This is a genomic window from Brevibacillus sp. FW301-21C12A, assembly GCF_058788915.1.
In genome coordinates this window covers 15,529-33,526 of the sequence record NZ_JBYTBG010000030.1, presented here as the reverse complement: position 1 = coordinate 33,526, position 17,998 = coordinate 15,529, and the positions used below count along the sequence as shown (strand labels likewise).

Below are 17,998 nucleotides of genomic sequence, written 5' to 3'. Positions count from 1 at the left end.
TATCTGGCGCTGTTTTTGCGTTCACGTGGAATGGGGTCGCTGCTCGCGCTAGCTGGCTGACATCCGCGCGCCGATTTCGCCAGCCTGCCAGGCTTATTGCGCAAACTGCTTGTCGTTTTTCACCTGCCGGACGAGGTCGAGAGCTTTTTTGAAGCCGAGCTCTTTTCCGAGCAAGACTTGTCCTTCGGCGGGGGTAGCGGCGCGGGCCTGGCTTAATGTTTGCAGCTCGTGGGTCAGCAAATGCTCGATGAGGTAGAGCTGGACCTGGCCGATTTCGCGCTCGCTCTTGCGGTTCCGCTCCCGGAACTTCGCCCGTTGCTGGCTTTCCTCCACATATTTGTCGATGTCATCCTCGAGAAAATGGGAGGCGTTGCAAATAATTTGCCGATAGTCATCCGTCTGGGAGGGAATCGGCCGGATGGTGTGACCGAGGTGAGCGAGCAAAAATTTGTTCAGGACGATGCTGTCCCGCGTGTAGTCGTTGTGAAGGAGCGAGTACTCCCCCAAAAAGGCGCCGTTGTCTTTGTCATAGCTGTGCAGCAGCGTGTACGTGGAGCAATACGTACAGTAAAGCAAGTAGTCTCTCATGGACATCCCTCCAGCAAAATAGCTCCATGACAGGGTTTTTACTTCCCATGATATGACGAAGTTTCGCGGTGGGTGATACTTGCTTCTCTTGTATTTGTCGGTCGGTTTGTGTATGCTAAATGACGAGCTTTTGCACGGTACAAAGTGCAGATGCTGGGCGCGTGCATAGCATAGGAGAGAGATGAAACTAAGGTAGACTCTTTGCCTGCCACAGAGGAAAGGAGCATGGCACGGATGGGAACAGAAAAAATCCGTCTGGGAATTATTTATGGGGGAAAATCCTCGGAGCACGAGGTTTCTTTGCGGACGGCCTTGTCGATCATGAAGGCTGTGGATGCGAATAAATACGAGGTAACGCCAATTTACGTGCAATTGGACGGCTCCTGGGTAAAAGGAGAGGCGCTGGCAGGCCAACTGCCGGAAAAAATCGACGCGCTGCGCTTGACGACAGGCGACCAGGCGATCAACCAGGCAACCGGATCGGGACAGGAACTCATCCCGGCGAGCAAGCCGGCATCGTTGTTTTCCATCGGCCAGCAGGTAGATGTGATCTTTCCGGTCGTCCACGGCCCAAACGGCGAGGACGGCACGATTCAGGGGATGCTCGAGCTTGCCAACCTGCCTTATGTCGGCACGGGCGTCATGGCCTCCGCGGTCGGCATGGACAAATGGATGATGAAAACCGTCTTCGCCCAAGTAGGTTTGCCGCAGGTCAAGTACGTCGGTCTTTTGCGCTCGCAATGGGAGAAAAACCCCGAGGAAGTCGCGGAAAACATCGAGCGCAAACTCGGCTATCCGTGCTTTGTCAAGCCAGCGAACATGGGCTCTAGCGTCGGGATCAGCAAGGCGAAAAACCGTGCGGAGCTGGTGCAAGCGCTCAATCTGGCTGCCCGTTTTGACCGCAGACTGATCGTGGAAGAGTTTGTCCAGGCGCGGGAGCTGGAAATTGGCGTACTCGGCAACGAGGAGCTTGTGACGTCTGTGGTGGGCGAGATCATCGCCGCCAAGGAATTTTACGATTACGAAGCCAAGTACAAGGGAGCGGGCACAGAGTTGTCCATTCCTGCCGTCATTCCCGAGCATGTCGCAGACGGGATCGCCGACATTGCGAAAAAAGCGTTCCAGGCGCTGGATGGTTCCGGGCTCTCCCGCGTCGACTTTTTCTGGGACGAGAAAAATGACAAACTGTACATCAACGAAGTGAACACGATGCCAGGCTTCACGCCGTTCAGCATGTACCCGATGCTGTTTCAGGCAGCGGGTGTCAGCTACAGCGAGCTGATTGACCGCCTGGTGCAGCTCGCGCTCGAGCGCCACGCTGACAAGCAGCGCAACATCGTCGAAGCGGAAGGGTTGGAATAGGCAAAAGGAAAGGTGCTAGCAAATAGCGCCTTTTTCTTTTTCGCCACGCCGCCCGCAAAAAGCCAAAAGCGAACAGCAGGCACACCGGGCTCTTGACCCGAGCACGCCCCCGGCACGCTGCGAGCCGCAGGAGCCATAGCCGCTGCCGCACATGAAACAGCGCCTCCCGTACAGGACGAGAGGCGCTGTTTTTTAATCGCGATTTTCCAGATCGGAGAGCAGCGTCCACAGCTCCATGCCTTTTGACGCTTTGAACAAAAAGGCGTGGCGCTCGTCGCGCAGCGGCAAAAGAGCGGAAAGCGCCTCGGCCTTCGTGGCAACATGCAGCTTGTGGCCGCCGTAGGCATCGTGCAGGTGGCGGCTGTCTTCGCCGACGGTGACGAGCAGCTCGATGCGGTCCGCAATGTCTGTGAGCGCTTGGCCGACCCCCGCGTGCATCTGTGCGCTTTGCGGGCCCATCTCGTACATGTCGCCGAGCACGAGCACTTTTTTGCGGGCGAAAAACAGCTCGGCAAACGTGCGCGCAGCAGCTTCCATCGACGACGGGCTGGCGTTGTAGGCGTCGCTGATGTACAGCGCGCCGTGCCTGGAGGGCACCTGCTCAAAGCGCATGGCGGACAGCTTGACAGTCGACAATGCTTCGACGATCTGCTCGGCGCTCATGCCAAGGCGTCTAGCGATGGCGACAGCTGGCAGGGCGTTCAGCACGCTATGCTTGCCGTGCAGCGGGAGGAAGGCGGAAAAGCGCTCCCCAGAAGCGAAGCAGACGTCAAACTGCGTCCCGCTGTCGGTCGGCTCGATTTGCTCTGCCCACAGGTCACAAGGCTCCTTGACCGAGTAGTACATGATCTCGCCGGAATACAGGTGGGCAATGCGCGGCAAGTACTCCGAATCCTTGTTCAGCAGGACGAGGCCGTCCGGGGCTGTATGCGGCAGCAGCTCTGCCTTGGCGAGCGCAATTTTTTCCCGCGTGCCGAAAAACTCCAGATGCGATTCGCCAATGTACGTAATCACGCTGATTTGCGGCTTGACCAGGCTGGCGAGCAAGTCGATTTCCCCGGCGTGGTTCATCCCCAGCTCCAGGACGGCGGCCTGATGTTCCGGCTCCATTTGTAGCAAGGAAAGCGGCACGCCTAAATGATTGTTCAAGTTTTTATATGTCTTGTAGACAGGGGAGCGCGCTTCGAGTACGTGGGCTACGATGTCCTTCACCGTCGTTTTCCCGATGCTGCCCGTAATCGCGATATGCGGGATCGAAAAGTCTTTCCGATAGGCGGCTGCCAGCTTTTGAAAACCGCGCAACGTGTCGTTGACGAGAATCAGCCCGAACTCATCGGGCAAGCCCGCAGGAATTTTTTCCTGATTGGATACGAGCGCCGCGACTGCTCCTTGCTCGGCTGCTTGCAGCAAAAAGTCGTGGCCGTCCCGAACGCCGCCAGTCAGCGCCACGAATAAAGAACCCGCTTTCAGTTGGCGGGTGTCAAAGTGAACGGATGACAAGACAAGATGCGGGGAGCCTGCCAGCAAGAGTCCTTCTGCATTGATTGTGGCCTGTTCCAGTGCAATTGGTTTCATGTGCACGAACTCCTTTTTCTATTGATCCATGGATCTATCTCCACCGGGAAGCCGACAACGCGAACGTGAAGCTGCGAAGTCGTGTTGTTCACGAACTCGTGAATCCTCGAAGTCATGCTACCACGCGCCCGGGAAGGCCGCAAGACAAAAGTGCGGGACTGGCCGTTGCATTTGCCGCGTGCCGTCCGCTATCATGATACTGTCTGTGCCTTGAAATCGTCGAAGCCATATACATAGCTGAAAGGGGTTGCCAAAATGGAGAAGAGCATTTTTACCCGGATTATGGAGGGCGAAATTCCAGCCCGCGTGGAATACGAAGACGAACAGGTCATCGTCATTCATGACATCGCACCAAAGGCGCGCGTCCATCTGCTGATTATCCCGCGCAAGCCGATTCCGACACTGATGGATGTGACGGAGGAAGATTTGCCGCTGATCGGCCACATTCACCGGGTGGCGCAGACGTTGGCGAAAAAGCTGGAGCTGTCCGGTTTTCGCCTGGTAAATAACTGCGGAAAAGAAGGCGGACAAGAAGTTTTCCACATTCATTACCACCTCTTGTCAGGATTTCACGAATAAAAATGAACTAAAGGTTGACCTTCATTAGTCATCTATCCTATAATGAAGTGTGACAGTCTGTTCGTACCACGATTCAGGCGTCCCACGGTTTTAGCGGAGGGAGGGAAGACAAATGGCAGAAATTCGAGTCAAGAAAAACGAGTCTTTGGATAGCGCACTTCGCCGCTTCAAGCGTGAGAGCGCCAAATCCGGGGTGATGGCGGAACTGCGTAAACGTCGTCACTTTGAGAAGCCTAGCATTAGGCGCAAAAAGAAATCCGAAGCAGCTCGCAAACGTAAGTATTAATGGACGGAGGGCCCATCATGAGTGTAATGGAGCGACTCGATCAAGATATGAAGCAAGCAATGAAAGACAAAGCTGCTCTAAAACTCTCTGTTATTCGCATGGTGAAAGCCGCTTTAAAGAATGAAGAGATTAACAAAGGCAGAACTTTGTCTGAAGACGAAGTGCTGACCATCTTGACTCGTGAGTTAAAACAACGCCGTGAATCCCTCCACGAATTCGAGAAGGCAGGCCGTGAGGAACTTGCCTTAAAATCGCGCGAAGAGATCGACGTGCTCTCCGCTTACTTGCCCGCTCAGCTCAGCGAAGACGAAATTCGCGATATCGTTCGGGAAGCAATTGCCGCCACAAATGCCGCCTCCAAAAAAGAGATGGGCAAAGTGATGGGGGCAATCATGCCGAAAGTGAAAGGCAGAGCAGACGGAACCCTCGTGCAAAAGATTGTATCTGAGGAACTACCATCGTAGACAAGCAACACCTCATATAGATACGAACGAGAAAACTCAGCCAGATGATGGCTGGGTTTTTTCTTTTCCCCCAGAGGAATTTGCGGTACATACGGCTTGCGGCGTGTCAAGGTGCTTGAGCGGTCATCTTATTGACAAAAATCTGAAACAATCTTCCCTCTCCTTCGTATACCTTATTGGGCATAAGTTGAAGCTGATACGAGGAAGGAGGTAAATGCAATGACTGCAACAAGGCCAGCTTTACGCCGTGTGCGATTGCTCTTTTCGTTTCTCTGCCTGATGATGGGGCTTTCGATGTTTTTGGCAGCGCCAGGGACGTTTGCACAGTCTTATCAAAAAGCCGTCTGGATTCCGGTAGACAACACGATTGAGCGCGGCCTGGAGAGCTTCTTGGAGAGAGCTTTCGCGGACGCGCAGGAGCAGCAGGCAGACCTTGTCATCTTGCATATTAATACGCCAGGTGGCGAAGTGGATGCTGCCGACCAGATTGGGCAGCTCATCCGCCAATCTCCCATGCATACCATTGCCTACATTGACAATCAAGCTTTTTCAGCGGGTACCTACATCGCTTTGAATGCCAATGAAATCATTATGACGCCAGGCAGCAGCATGGGGGCGGCGACTCCGATTGACCTGGCAGGCAACGCAGCCGATATCAAGTTCATCTCCGGATGGAGCAAAAAAATGTCGGCGGCCGCCAGCTTGAACAATCGCAACCCTGATGTGGCGCGGGCCATGGTCGAAATGGATACGGAGTTTCCCGGCTTGAAGCCGAAAGGAACGGTGCTCTCGCTCGACGCCCAGCAAGCCAAAACGTTGGGCTACGCGGACCGCGTCGTTTCCGGCAAGGAAGAGCTGCTGGCCAGCCTTGGTGTTCCGGGCGATTCCCTTCAGGTGATCGAGCCGACAGGCGGGGAAAAGGTCGCGCGCTGGGTGACCAGCCCGTACGTCATGAGCCTGCTGTTGGTCATCGGCCTGGTAGGAATTGTGGTTGAGCTGTTTGCACCCGGCTTTGGGGTCGCGGGTACGATCTCTTTGGTTTCCTTCGGCCTGTATTTCTTCGGTCATTATGTGGCAGGCTTTGCAAACTGGCTGCACATCGGTCTGTTTGTCATCGGAATTTTACTCATGATCTTGGAAATATTCCTGCCAGGCGGTATCGTCGGAGCGATCGGGTTTATCAGCATCGTGACCGGCCTGGTGATGGCTGCCTACGACACGCAGCAAGGGCTCGCCTCGCTGGGGCTCGCGGCAATCGTCACGGCTCTGGTGGCATTTCTGCTCATCAAACGGTACGGCGTCAAAGGTCTGCTTGGCAAATTCGTTCTCGGCGACGCGCAGCGCAACGAGGAAGGATATGTGGCGCCGAAGGACCAGCGTGACCTCGCAGGGAAAACAGGTGTTGCCCTGACGCCTTTGCGTCCGGCTGGTGTCGTGAAAGTGGATGGAAAACGCGTCGATGCGGTTTCGGCCGGAGGCTTTATCGACGCCGGAACGGCGATTGTCGTCGTGCAAGTGGAAGGCACGCGCGTCGTCGTAGCCGAACAAGAATAAAGGAGTGAACTGCACATGTTGGAAAGTGGATTGATACCTCTCATATTTATGGTGGCGGTCGCCATCGTAGCTCTCTCGATTTTCTTCTCGTTTGTTCCCGTGATGCTCTGGATTTCCGCGCTCGCCTCGGGCGTGAACATCGGGATTATTACGCTCGTCGCCATGCGCCTTCGCCGCGTCGTTCCGTCGCGCATCGTAAATCCGCTCATCAAGGCGCGCAAAGCTGGCTTGCAGTTGGATACAAACCAGTTGGAGAGCCACTACTTGGCAGGCGGTAACGTAGACCGTGTCGTGGACGCATTGGTAGCCGCGCAGCGCGCAGATATTCCGCTCGGCTTTGAGCGCGCCGCAGCGATTGACCTGGCAGGGCGCGACGTCTTGGAAGCGGTACAAATGAGCGTGAACCCGAAAGTTATCGAAACGCCAGTCGTAGCAGCCATGGCCAAAGACGGTATCGAGCTGCGCACAAAAGCAAAAGTAACGGTACGCGCCAACATTGACCGTCTGGTCGGTGGTGCGGGGGAAGAAACGATCATCGCCCGCGTCGGGGAAGGGATTGTTTCGACAATCGGTTCGTCCGCGAGCCACAAGGACGTATTGGAAAATCCGGACCTCATCTCCAAAACCGTACTGAACAAAGGTCTGGATGCAGGAACGGCATTCGAAATTCTCTCCATTGATATCGCGGACGTCGATGTAGGCAAAAACATCGGGGCGCAACTGCAAACCGACCAGGCCGAAGCCGACAAGCGCATCGCCCAGGCAAAAGCGGAGGAGCGCCGCGCGATGGCGGTTGCCCAAGAGCAGGAAATGATCGCTCGCGTACAGGAAATGAAAGCGAAAGTAGTAGAGGCAGAGGCACAGGTTCCACTTGCTTTGGCAGAAGCGCTGACCAGCGGCAAAATGGGCGTCATGGATTACTACAACCTGCAAAACATTGCAGCCGATACGCAAATGCGTCAATCGTTCGGGCATCCAGGAGACAAACAGGACCCTGCCTCGCCTGACAAGAAAGAGTAAGGGCGATCGCCATGGACGATCTCTTGGATCTCCTCTTTGACTTGTTTGGCTGGCTTCTGCCTCTGATTGGAAAGTACTGGTTTATCATTTTGGGCTACATCGGCTACAAGCTGCTTGGATTGGGCGGCAAAGGAAATGGCAAAGGGAAGAAGATGTCGCAAGGGAGACCGAACCGCCCCCTTACGCCTGTCGAGACGCCATGGGCTAGGCAAGAGCCTGCTGTGACGGAGGAGCGGAAAACGGTGCGAGCCTCCGCCAAATACGAGCCGATGGACCGAGACACAGAATCGATGGAAGGCGTCGGAGTGGAGCAGGAATGGGCATTTTCGGAACCTGTACGCGCTTCGACAGGCTCCGCGATTCGCCTGTCCGCGGCGGCGGCACAGTCGGCTCCACAGCGAGCGAAGCCGCAGCCTGCCAGCACCGTCGATCCGCGTGAAGGCATGAAGTGGGCGCTGATTTTCGGCGAGCCGCGCTCCAAAGCGCCATACTTCGCCGAGCGCTCTCGCAAATCGGCCAAGTAGCGGCCAAGCGAAAACAGGTGAACGTCATGTTCGCCTGTTTTTTTGTACAGATAAAAATTTCTAAGATTCTTATCCAGTATAAGGGCAACTAAGGCTGCGCCAAGCCATTGGCGCAGCCAAGTTTTCTAATTGCGTTTGTCGAAAACTTGGGCTTGTGTCCATCAAGGCGGTTGACTATCCTGAAAGTATAGAAATTTGTTCCAATAAAGATAAGGGGTAGTGGACAAGCAATGAATCAGCAAATCTTTGAGCAAATGGGGCGCTTTCGCCAAAAAGTGATTCGGCTTGCCATTTTTGAAAAGAAATCCATCTACGAAACGGCCATTGCTTGCGGGTGCTCCGCGGAAAAAGTAAAGCGCGTCTTGAAAAAATGGAAGGTGCTTACACGAAGCGAACGACAGTTGTCCGCCTTCCTTGAGAAAGAACAGCAGCGATAGGCCTCTGGCACTTGGGACTCCCGAGTGACGGAGGTCTTTTTTTGGTTGTCCACGCCCCTTTTCGCAAAAAAATCTGCCCCCTCTTTGGAAATGCGAAAGCGCAGGTTTTCGTATGAATGCCGCACAGTTCGCTCGCATACGCATAGGTAAGAATGATATTGCACCAGATGCCCGGAAGCGATTTTGGCATGACCCGTTGTAGAAAACAAGGCGCGTGCGCCAGTAGAAGGGGGGCTTATCCATGAAGCGTTGGAGCCGCCGTCTGCGCCAGTTGGCCGGAGGTGTGTTGGATCTGCCGCAAGATGTGGTCCTGGAAGTCCCGCGCATTACGATGATCGGTCACTTGCAAATGTACATAGAGAATCATCGCGGTGTTCTGCATTTCAGCGAACATGAGCTGCGCTTGCTGTTGACAAACGGGCAGATGATTGTCTCAGGCGAACAGCTTGTCATAAGAGCGATTTTGCCGGAAGAAGTGCTACTCGAAGGAAGAATTGGCGGGGTCAAATTTTTGGAGACGGGGCCGCAGGGCTCGTAGCACAAAGAAAGGTGGAGACGGCACATATGCGAAACGGACTCAAGGAATGGGTAGATGGACACATCACCATCACCGTACGGGGTAAGCGTTTTGAGCGTTTGCTGAATATGGCCGTACGGGATGGCATCCGAATCTGGAATATTCGCAGGGTCGGTTCGGAGGTGAGCCGCTGCGATATACTGATTCGCGACTATTTTCGCCTGCGGCCGCTGTTGAAGGAGACAGGCTGTCGCAGCCATGTGGAAAACAGGGACGGCCTGCCTTTTTGGCTCTTGCGCGTGCGCAGGCGCGCGGGACTGGCTATTGGCGCGGTTTTGTTTTTTATCGGATTGTACATGCTCTCCTCGTTTGTCTGGAGCGTCGAGGTGACCGGAACCAAGCATATTGATCCGGCGCGGGTGATTAAAGCCGCCGATCAGATCGGGATTAAAGAAGGGGCCTGGAAGGTCAAACTAAAGGAACCGCTGCTTTTGCAAAAAGAGCTGTTGAGCCTGCTGCCGGAAGCGGCCTGGGTCGGCATCGACATCCAGGGCACGAAGGTCAGGCTGCAAGTGGTGGAGAAGGAAGCGCCTGTCAAGCCGCTAGCGACGGGGCCGCGCCATCTCGTGGCGAAAAAGCGCGCGGTCATCCACAAAATTCTCCCCGAAGTGGGCAAAAGCCAGGTGACGAACAACCAGCTCGTCGAAAAAGGCCAGGTGCTTATCTCGGGCATTATCGGCAACGAAGAGCGCCAGCAGGCTGTTTCGGCGCGCGGCAAGGTGCAAGGGGAGGTCTGGTATGTCAGCAACACCTCGGTGCCGCTGAAGCAAACGCTCTACCGCTTGACCGGAGAGCGCCAGGAGCAGCAGTACTTGCTGGTGGGGCCGTACGCGATCCAGGTGTGGCCGTTCAACAAGGAAGGGTTTGCCGACGCCCAGACCGAAGAAAAACGGTACGTCCCCTCTTACGCCGGGTACACGTCGCCGATCGGCTGGAAAACGGTCACGTACACGCAAATCGAGCCGATTACGAAGCAATTGAGCGCAGAAGAGGCGACGGAGATAGCGAAAAAATTCGCCAGAGCAGACATTTTGCAAAAAGCTGGTAAAGATGCGTTTATTCAGGACGAAAAAGTTTTGCACGTCACCGCAGAGAATGGTAAAGTTTACGTAAGCATTCATTTTTCCGTCATTGAAGAAATTGCCGTTGAACAGCCGATCATCCCCCAGGCACCCGTGAACAATGGCAATCCGTGACGTCATATTGCTGATAACCGTTGCAAGGAGATGGAAGCCTGTTGCACGTACAAGATGAGGTAAGAATCCCGTTTTCAGACGCATCTGAGGCCTTGTTGTTGTTTGGACCGCACGACGCGTACCTAAAGCTGATCGAGGAAAAAAGTCCTGCCCGAATCATGACCCGCGAAGGCGAACTGGTCATTAGCGGCGACAAGCCGGAAGTGGATAAGCTGACGGAGCTGATTGGCATTTTGCTGCAGCTAATCCGCAGAGGAATTGCACTGTCCGAGCGCGACATTTCGTATGCGATGATGCTCGTCGGCCGGGGAGAAGCAGCGCAACTGCTGGATGTTTATGATGAGGAAGTGGCACGCACCCAGCGCGGAAAGGTGATCCGGGCCAAAACGCTCGGCCAGCGGCACTATTTGTCGGCGATCAAGAAGCACGACATCGTCTTCGGAATCGGGCCTGCCGGAACGGGAAAAACGTATTTGGCGGTGGTTACGGCAGTGACCGCGTTGAAAAATGGACGTGTCAAACGGATCGTTCTTACCAGACCGGCTGTGGAAGCGGGAGAGAGCCTTGGATTTTTGCCTGGCGATCTGCAGGAAAAGGTAGACCCGTATTTGCGTCCGCTCTATGACGCCTTGTATGACATGCTTGGCACCGAGCAGGTGGCCAAGATGATGGAGCGCGGACTGATTGAAGTCGCTCCGCTGGCGTACATGCGCGGTCGTACTCTAGAAGACTCGTTCGTCATTTTGGACGAGGCGCAAAACACCACTCCCGAGCAAATGAAAATGTTTTTGACCAGGCTTGGGTTCGGGTCCAAAATGGTGATTACGGGTGACGTGACACAGGTTGACCTGCCCAAAGGCAAAAAGTCCGGACTGCGCGAAGCGGAGCGGATTTTGAAACGGATACCGGACGTAGCCTTCATCCATTTCCAAGAAGGGGATGTCGTGCGACACAGCCTGGTGCAAAAAATTATCGCGGCCTATGCCAAGGAAGAAGCCGATCACGGCTATTGATAAATCGCGTTTGCAAAAAAAGGAGATTGTTCATCTGTGCTATCTGTAGAAATCCTCCATGAAGAAATCGAACCGCTTGATGAAAGCCTGCAAAAACTGCTGACCGACTGTCTCGAAGCATGCGCAAAGCTGGAGGACGTACAGGGAGAAGTAGTCGTTACGCTGGTCACCAACGAGCGGATTCACGAGCTGAACCGCGACTATCGCGGTGTGGATCGTCCGACAGACGTTTTGTCTTTCGCCATGAACGAACCGGGTGAGGGCGAAATGGAAATCTTCTTCGACGAGAGCGAAGCGGACGAAGTTCCAAATATGCTTGGAGACATTATCATCTCCGTGCAAAAAGCGCGTGAGCAAGCTGAGGATTACGGCCACTCCTTCGAAAGAGAGCTGGGCTTTCTCGCTGTGCATGGCTTTCTCCATCTGCTCGGCTACGATCACGGTACGCCGGAAGAGGAGAAAGAAATGTTTTCCCGTCAAGAAAAAGTATTGGAGCAAATCGGCTTGACGAGGTAGGAGATCACGTTGAAGGAATTCCGGAGAATGGCGAAAAGCTTCGGCTACGCCTTGCAAGGAATCGGGCACACCGTAAAGACACAGCGAAACATGCAAATCCACGTAGCCGCTGCTGTAATCGTACTGGCGGCGGCCTGGTGGCTGCACATCCCGCGCAGCGATGTTTTGCTGGTCTTTTTTTCTATCGGCCTTGTCTTTTCGCTGGAGCTGGCGAATACGGCTGTAGAGGCAGTCGTCGACCTCGCCTCTCCAGACTGGCACGAAAAAGCGAAAATCGCCAAAGACGCGTGCGCAGGGGCTGTGCTGGTGGCGGCGATTTTGTCTGTCATTATCGGCATGGCTGTCTTCGGGCCGCCTTTGCTGCAAAAAATAGCGGGCTAGCCTGCGGCATGTCCCAGCCAGACGTTTGACAGGCCCCGAATAGACGACTGACCGGACGAGCCTTTTTGGGAGGCCATGAAGTCTGGTCTCTTGGCGTCTCTTCGTCAGGGGGCAGGCGCGTTTTTTCCGGTTCGCGAAAAATCGTGGTAGAGACTACGTATAAGAGGAATGATGAGAATGGATAAACAAGCGTTACTGGCGAAAGCCATCGAAGCAAGGGAGCTGGCGTACGTGCCGTACTCCAAGTTTCAGGTAGGAGCGGCGCTGTTGTGCGAGAGCGGCAACGTATACCTCGGCGGCAATATCGAAAATGCGGCGTACTCGCTGTGCAACTGCGCGGAGCGTACCGCCCTGTTCAAGGCGTTTTCCGAGCGGGATCGCACCTACAAGGCGCTGGCGGTGGCAGCAGATACGCCAGGGCCGGTGTCTCCGTGCGGCGCTTGCCGTCAGGTGATCGCCGAGCTGTGCCCGCAGGACATGCCGGTGTATTTGACCAACCTCAAAGGGGACGTGGAGGAAACGACAGTATCTGCCCTGTTGCCAGGGGCATTTTCCAAGGAGGATTTACGTGGATAACCGCAAGACCAAAAAGTCATTCAAATCAGGGTTCGTCTCGATTGTCGGCAGACCGAACGTGGGCAAATCGACGCTCTTGAACCACATCGTCGGCCACAAGATCGCGATCATGTCGAACAAGCCGCAAACGACGCGCAACAAAATTACCGCCGTGCATACGACGGAAGACGGGCAGATCATCTTCCTCGATACGCCGGGCATTCACAAGCCGCAATCCAAGCTCGGTAACTACATGGTTTCGGTTGCGGAAAACACGCTGAACGAAGTCGATCTCGTGCTGTTTGTCGTCGACGCGACCGAAAAGCGCGGCGCAGGTGACGACTACATCATCGAGCGGCTGAAGCAAGTCAAGACCCCGGTATTTTTGGTCATCAACAAAATCGACAAGGTGCATCCGGAAGCTTTGCTGCCGATCATCGACGACTACCGCAAGCTGTACGATTTCAAGCAGATCGTTCCGATCTCGGCGCTTCAGGGCAACAACACCAGTTCGTTGACCGAAGCGATCATGGGCGAAATGGAAGAAGGCCCGATGTTCTACCCGGCCGACCAGGTGACCGATCACCCGGAGCGCTTTGTCGTAGCGGAGCTGATTCGGGAAAAAGTGCTGCACCTGACACGCGAGGAAGTGCCGCACTCGATCGCCGTCGTCGTGGAAGAAATGAAGCGCGGCGAAAACGGGAAAACGCTGTACATTTACGCTGCGATCTACGTCGAGCGCGATTCGCAGCGCGGCATTTTGATCGGGCAAAAAGGCCAGATGCTCAAAGAGATCGGCCGACGGGCGCGTAAGGACATCGAGCGTTTGATGGGCGATCAAGTGTTTTTGGAGCTGTGGATCAAGGTGAAAAAGGACTGGCGCAACCAGGAGCGCATGTTGCGTAACTTCGGCTTTTTTGACGAGGAATAACAGCCGGGTCAGTGTCCTTCGTTTTCATTCGTGTTAATTTTTCCAAGGCATAGAATAACGGGCGCAGGTGATTCTAAGAAGGAAGTGGAGAGACCCGATACAGGAAAGGATGATGCTCCATGCTTCGTGACTTTTCTTGGAGAGTTTTCGCTTCAACCGGTGACATCCATGCTTACCTTCTCTACCGCGATCACCATCAGGCAGACGGCTCCTCGGAAGACGCGCTGCTTGATCTCGCCCAGGAAGAATTGGGTGACTCGCAGGCATGCTTGTAAAGTGGGAAGGGATTGTCATTCGCAGCGTGGACTACGGCGAGTCCAGCAAAGTGGTGACGTTGTTTACCCGGGAGAACGGCAAGCTTGGCGTGATGGCGCGCGGTGCAAAAAAGACCAAGAGCCGTCTTGCCGCCGTCTCCCAGTTGTTTTCGCACGGCTACTTTCTGTGCAAAGCAGGACCCGGAGCAGGAATGCCTGATTTGTCACAGGGGGACATACTGGATTCGTTTCGGGATATGCGGCAGGGCCTCACGGCGACGGCTTATGCCGCTTACATAGCGGAGCTTTTGGATCGATTGACACACGAGAGGGAGCCGAATCCTTTTTTGTTCCAGTTGCTCCTTCAGACGTTTCGCTACTTGGATGAAGGGGTGGACCCGGAAATTCTTTGCCGCATTTTCGAGATGAAGATGTTGAGCGTGGCCGGAATCTCCCCGCAGTTGTCAGCTTGCGCGAACTGCGGACAGCAGCGGGAGCCGTACGCGATCAGCGTGTCGCAGGGGGGACTGTTGTGTCCGTCCTGTCAGCCTTTTGATCCGTATGCTTTGGCGGTTACGCCCTCTACCTGGAAGCTTTTGCGGCTGTTCCAGGTCTTTGATTTGGAGCGGCTCGGCGATATCGAGGTGAAGCCGGCGACGCGCAGCCAGCTCAAGCATGTCATCCGCAGCTTCATGGATGAGCACCTCGATCTGCGGCTGAAAAGTCGCGCCTTTCTGGAACAGCTTGAGCGAATGGAAAGGATGGCGCAGCCGGACAGTGACTGATTGACATCCGATTTTCTTTTCGTTATGATAGGTAGCAAACTTACATATCGAAATGTTGCCATGAAGGAAAAGAGTAGTCGGCCACTGTGTGCCAGTAGCGAACCGGGGACGGTGCAAGCCCGGTCACCATGCTGATGAAGGGCGTTCCGGAGCAATTTGATCTTGACAAGGTGGGCGAAGAACTTTTTCGCCAAGTAGGGTGGAACCGCGAGAATCCTCTCGTCCCTACACTGTTGTGTTTCGACAGTGTAGCGGCGGGAGGTTTTTATTTTTGGAGGAGGAAAAAGCATGAAAATGACATTTCAAGACATCATTTTGACGCTGCAAAACTTTTGGGCGAAGCAAAATTGCCTGATCGTGCAGCCGTACGACGTGGAAAAAGGGGCGGGGACACTCAACCCGATGACATTTTTGCGCTCCATCGGCCCTGAGCCGTGGAATGTCGCTTATGTGGAGCCTTCCCGTCGCCCGGCGGATGGCCGCTACGGCGAAAACCCGAACCGCCTGTACCAGCACCACCAGTTCCAGGTCATCATGAAGCCGTCGCCGGACAACATCCAGGAGCTGTATCTGGAAAGTCTGCGTGAGCTCGGCATCGAGCCGCTGGAGCACGACATCCGCTTCGTGGAGGACAACTGGGAGCACCCGGGTCTGGGCGCGTGGGGGCTCGGCTGGGAAGTTTGGCTGGACGGCATGGAAATCACCCAGTTCACCTACTTCCAGCAAGTGGGCGGCCTGGAGTGCAAGCCGGTAGCGGTCGAGCTGACGTACGGCTTGGAGCGGCTGGCTTCCTACATTCAGGAAAAAGAAAACGTGTTCGACCTGGAATGGTGCAACGGCTTCACGTATGGAGACGTGTTCCTGCAGCCGGAGTACGAACACTCCAAATACACGTTCGAGCTGTCTGACACAGACATGCTGTTTACCCTCTACAACACGTACGAAGCAGAGGCAAAACGACTGATGAAGGAGCGTCTCGTCTACCCGGCGTACGACTATGTGCTGAAATGCTCGCACACGTTCAATCTGTTGGACGCCCGCGGCGCGATCAGCGTGACCGAGCGTACAGGCTATATCGCCCGCGTCCGCAATCTGTCGCGTGAAGTAGCGCAAACGTACTACGCGGAGCGCGAGCGTCTCGGCTTCCCGCTGCTGAAAAAAGCAGGCGGACAAGAGGAACAGACGGCACAGGTGAAGGGAGAGGATACAAATGAGTAAACGCGATTTGCTCGTAGAAGTTGGTCTGGAAGAAATGCCAGCGCGGTTTGTGGCACTGGCAGCATCGCAATTCAAGGAAAAAGTGGAAAAATGGCTGACGGCAGAACGCGTGCCATTTGACCAGATTACGGCGCTGGAAACGCCGCGCCGCTTTGCCTTGCTGATCCACGGCCTTGCGGAAAAGCAGCCGGATCGCAACGATGAAGCGAAAGGTCCGGCCAAAAAAATCGCCCAGGACGAAGCGGGCAACTGGACCAAGGCAGCGCTCGGCTTTGCGCGCAGCAACAACGTCGACCCGAACGACCTGTACTTCAAGGAAGTAAACGGCGTGGAGTATGTACATGCGAGAAAAGCGGAGGCAGGCAAGGCGACGACGGAAATTTTGCCGCAGCTCGCCGATGTGATCGCGGGCATGAGCTTCCCGAAAAACATGCGCTGGGGCGCAAGAGATTTGAAATACGTTCGTCCGATTCGCTGGCTCGTTGCCCTGTTTGGCGAAGAGCTGATTGACCTGGAAATCGCAGGCGTCAAAAGCAGTCGCATCTCCCGCGGCCATCGCTTCCTGGGCACAGAAGTGACGTTGAACAACCCGGGCGAGTACGTGAGCAAGCTGGCCGAGCAGCACGTCATTGTCAATCCGGAAGAGCGCCGGGCGTTGATCGTGGAGCAAATCCGCCGTTTGGAGCAGGAGCATGGCTGGACGATTCCGATGGATGAGGGGCTGCTCGATGAAGTCGTGCACCTCGTGGAGTATCCGACCGTACTCTACGGCACGTTTGAAGAACAGTTTTTGACGATTCCGCGCGAGGTACTGGTCACCTCCATGCGCGAGCATCAGCGCTACTTCCCGGTGGAAAACGCACGGGGCCAACTGCTCAACCACTTTGTCACCGTGCGCAACGGCGACAGCCGCGCGCTGGAGAACGTCGCAAAAGGAAACGAAAAAGTGTTGCGTGCCCGTCTCTCTGACGCCCGCTTCTTCTATGTAGAGGACCAGAAGCTGTCCATCGAAAGCTGCCTGAAGCGCCTGGAGACGATCGTGTTCCATGAAGAGCTGGGAACGATCGGCGACAAGGTGCGCCGCGTTCGCAAAACGGCAGGGCTGATCGCAAGCAAGCTCGGCGTCACTGCCGAAGAAGCCAAGCAAGTAGACCGCATCGCCGAAATCGCCAAGTTTGACCTCGTGACGAACATGGTCGGCGAGTTTCCTGAGCTGCAAGGCATCATGGGTGAAGATTACGCCCGCAAGGCAGGCGAGTCCGACCTCGTGGCGCGCGGCGTGTTCGAGCACTACTTGCCGCGCTTTGCCGGGGACCTCATGCCTGCCTCTGCCCAAGGCGCGATCGCGAGCATGGCTGACAAGCTCGACACGATCGTCGGCTGCTTCTCCATCGGCATCGTGCCGACAGGCTCCCAAGACCCGTACGGCCTGCGCCGGATGGCGGCGGGAATCGTCGCCATTTTGCTGGAACGCAACTGGCAACTGTCTTTGGACGAACTGTGGGATGCGGCGCTGGAAGGCTATGCGGCACAGGGCGTAAGCAAACGTACCGTGGAAGAAGTGAAAAAGGACTTGGTCGACTTCTTCGCTCTGCGCCTGAAAAACGTCCTGCAGGAAAACGGAGTCCGCTACGATGTGGTGGATGCCGTGCTGAGCGCAGATTTGACGCGGGTGCCTGAAGTGCTGGCAAAAGCGAAGGCATTGATGGCGACTGTCTCGGCCGAAGACTTCAAGCTGATCGTCGAGCAGTTTAACCGGGTGAACAACCTGGCGCAAAAAGCGGAAGCGGACAGCGTGGACGAAGCGCTGTTTGCCGAAGAAGCCGAGCGCAACCTGTATCAGTCTTACCAGTCCGTCGAAAGCGAAGTGCAGGGACTCGCCGATCAGGAGAAAATTTTGGCGACGCTCTCCACGCTGCGCGAGCCGATTCAAGGCTTTTTCGACAAGGTGATGGTCATGGCGGAAGATCAGGCGGTTCGCGCCAATCGCCTGGGCTTGCTGCTTCGCATCTCCCGTCTTTTGAACGGCTACGCCGACTTTGCAAAAATTGTGTTTGCGTAAAAAACAAATAGGCTGGTGCCTCCGTCTTAAAATGAGACGGGGGCACCTTTTTTCCGCGCGAAAGAAGGAATATCCGGTCGAATAGAGTAATACTAGGAAGAGGTAAAGACAGAACCGGGGT

Annotated in this window: 21 protein-coding genes; 19 read left to right on the top strand and 2 right to left on the bottom strand. The window is 55.2% G+C overall.

Annotated features, from left to right (window positions below; translation table 11 throughout):
* Positions 1-93 precede the first annotated feature (93 nt).
* A complete protein-coding gene (locus AC3WQH_RS17610) occupies positions 94-588 on the bottom strand; it encodes a hypothetical protein (RefSeq protein WP_007777570.1) in 495 nt (164 codons plus the stop codon).
* Between the two features lie 234 nt (positions 589-822).
* On the opposite strand from AC3WQH_RS17610, the gene AC3WQH_RS17605 reads away from it, so the two are divergent.
* Entirely contained in the window at positions 823-1,950 is a 1,128-nt protein-coding gene (locus AC3WQH_RS17605; protein WP_005833082.1) for a D-alanine--D-alanine ligase, read from the top strand.
* Between the two features lie 192 nt (positions 1,951-2,142).
* On the opposite strand, the gene AC3WQH_RS17600 is transcribed toward AC3WQH_RS17605, so the two are convergent.
* Positions 2,143-3,525 carry a UDP-N-acetylmuramoyl-tripeptide--D-alanyl-D-alanine ligase gene (locus AC3WQH_RS17600; protein WP_007777573.1) on the bottom strand — a complete coding sequence of 461 codons (1,383 nt, stop codon included), beginning with the start codon at positions 3,523-3,525 and terminating at the stop codon, positions 2,143-2,145.
* Between the two features lie 255 nt (positions 3,526-3,780).
* Between AC3WQH_RS17600 and AC3WQH_RS17595 the strand changes: the two genes are divergently transcribed.
* The 18 genes from AC3WQH_RS17595 to glyS all read left to right on the top strand — a co-directional run bounded on the left by AC3WQH_RS17595 (position 3,781) and on the right by glyS (position 17,877).
* Positions 3,781-4,104 carry a histidine triad nucleotide-binding protein gene (locus AC3WQH_RS17595; RefSeq protein ID WP_005833078.1) on the top strand — a complete coding sequence of 108 codons (324 nt, stop codon included), beginning with the start codon at positions 3,781-3,783 and terminating at the stop codon, positions 4,102-4,104.
* Between the two features lie 112 nt (positions 4,105-4,216).
* A complete protein-coding gene (gene rpsU / locus AC3WQH_RS17590; protein WP_005833076.1) occupies positions 4,217-4,390 on the top strand; it encodes a 30S ribosomal protein S21 in 174 nt (57 codons plus the stop codon).
* A 17-nt stretch (positions 4,391-4,407) separates the two neighbouring features.
* Complete coding sequence (locus AC3WQH_RS17585; protein ID WP_005833074.1) at positions 4,408-4,854, top strand: GatB/YqeY domain-containing protein; 447 nt, start codon at positions 4,408-4,410, stop codon at positions 4,852-4,854.
* A gap of 219 nt (positions 4,855-5,073) precedes the next feature.
* Entirely contained in the window at positions 5,074-6,408 is a 1,335-nt protein-coding gene (locus AC3WQH_RS17580) for an NfeD family protein (protein WP_007777576.1), read from the top strand.
* Positions 6,409-6,423: 15 nt separating this feature from the next.
* On the top strand, positions 6,424-7,428 hold the full coding sequence (gene floA / locus AC3WQH_RS17575) for a flotillin-like protein FloA (protein WP_005833071.1): 1,005 nt from the start codon (positions 6,424-6,426) through the stop codon (positions 7,426-7,428).
* 11 nt (positions 7,429-7,439) lie between these two features.
* Positions 7,440-7,952, top strand: coding sequence for a hypothetical protein (locus tag AC3WQH_RS17570; RefSeq protein WP_005833069.1), 513 nt, complete (start codon positions 7,440-7,442; stop codon positions 7,950-7,952).
* Positions 7,953-8,182: 230 nt separating this feature from the next.
* Entirely contained in the window at positions 8,183-8,389 is a 207-nt protein-coding gene (locus AC3WQH_RS17565) for a hypothetical protein (protein ID WP_005833066.1), read from the top strand.
* Positions 8,390-8,630: 241 nt separating this feature from the next.
* Positions 8,631-8,927: a sporulation protein YqfC gene (gene yqfC / locus AC3WQH_RS17560; RefSeq protein ID WP_007777585.1), complete on the top strand. Its 297-nt coding sequence runs from the start codon at positions 8,631-8,633 to the stop codon at positions 8,925-8,927.
* A gap of 26 nt (positions 8,928-8,953) precedes the next feature.
* The gene (yqfD, locus tag AC3WQH_RS17555; protein WP_007777588.1) at positions 8,954-10,162 is read left to right on the top strand and encodes a sporulation protein YqfD; all 1,209 of its coding nucleotides are present in this window, start codon (positions 8,954-8,956) and stop codon (positions 10,160-10,162) included.
* A 41-nt stretch (positions 10,163-10,203) separates the two neighbouring features.
* Positions 10,204-11,175, top strand: coding sequence for a PhoH family protein (locus AC3WQH_RS17550; protein WP_309479383.1), 972 nt, complete (start codon positions 10,204-10,206; stop codon positions 11,173-11,175).
* A 36-nt stretch (positions 11,176-11,211) separates the two neighbouring features.
* Positions 11,212-11,691, top strand: coding sequence for an rRNA maturation RNase YbeY (ybeY, locus tag AC3WQH_RS17545; RefSeq protein WP_005833060.1), 480 nt, complete (start codon positions 11,212-11,214; stop codon positions 11,689-11,691).
* A gap of 9 nt (positions 11,692-11,700) precedes the next feature.
* A complete protein-coding gene (locus tag AC3WQH_RS17540) occupies positions 11,701-12,072 on the top strand; it encodes a diacylglycerol kinase family protein (RefSeq protein ID WP_007777594.1) in 372 nt (123 codons plus the stop codon).
* 177 nt (positions 12,073-12,249) lie between these two features.
* Positions 12,250-12,648, top strand: a complete 399-nt coding sequence (gene cdd, locus AC3WQH_RS17535) for a cytidine deaminase (protein ID WP_005833055.1) — start codon at positions 12,250-12,252, stop codon at positions 12,646-12,648.
* Positions 12,641-13,558 carry a GTPase Era gene (gene era, locus AC3WQH_RS17530; RefSeq protein ID WP_005833053.1) on the top strand — a complete coding sequence of 306 codons (918 nt, stop codon included), beginning with the start codon at positions 12,641-12,643 and terminating at the stop codon, positions 13,556-13,558. Before cdd ends, era begins: the two co-directional genes overlap by 8 nt.
* 119 nt (positions 13,559-13,677) lie before the next feature.
* Positions 13,678-13,833 carry a YqzL family protein gene (locus tag AC3WQH_RS17525; protein WP_081414799.1) on the top strand — a complete coding sequence of 52 codons (156 nt, stop codon included), beginning with the start codon at positions 13,678-13,680 and terminating at the stop codon, positions 13,831-13,833.
* Positions 13,824-14,597, top strand: a complete 774-nt coding sequence (gene recO / locus AC3WQH_RS17520) for a DNA repair protein RecO (protein ID WP_005833050.1) — start codon at positions 13,824-13,826, stop codon at positions 14,595-14,597. Before AC3WQH_RS17525 ends, recO begins: the two co-directional genes overlap by 10 nt.
* A gap of 288 nt (positions 14,598-14,885) precedes the next feature.
* Positions 14,886-15,815 (top strand): glycine--tRNA ligase subunit alpha, encoded by a 930-nt coding sequence (gene glyQ / locus AC3WQH_RS17515; RefSeq protein ID WP_005833048.1) that lies wholly within the window; start codon positions 14,886-14,888, stop codon positions 15,813-15,815.
* Positions 15,808-17,877 carry a glycine--tRNA ligase subunit beta gene (gene glyS, locus AC3WQH_RS17510; RefSeq protein WP_492332180.1) on the top strand — a complete coding sequence of 690 codons (2,070 nt, stop codon included), beginning with the start codon at positions 15,808-15,810 and terminating at the stop codon, positions 17,875-17,877. The genes glyQ and glyS overlap by 8 nt, the downstream gene beginning before the upstream one ends.
* Positions 17,878-17,998 lie beyond the last annotated feature (121 nt).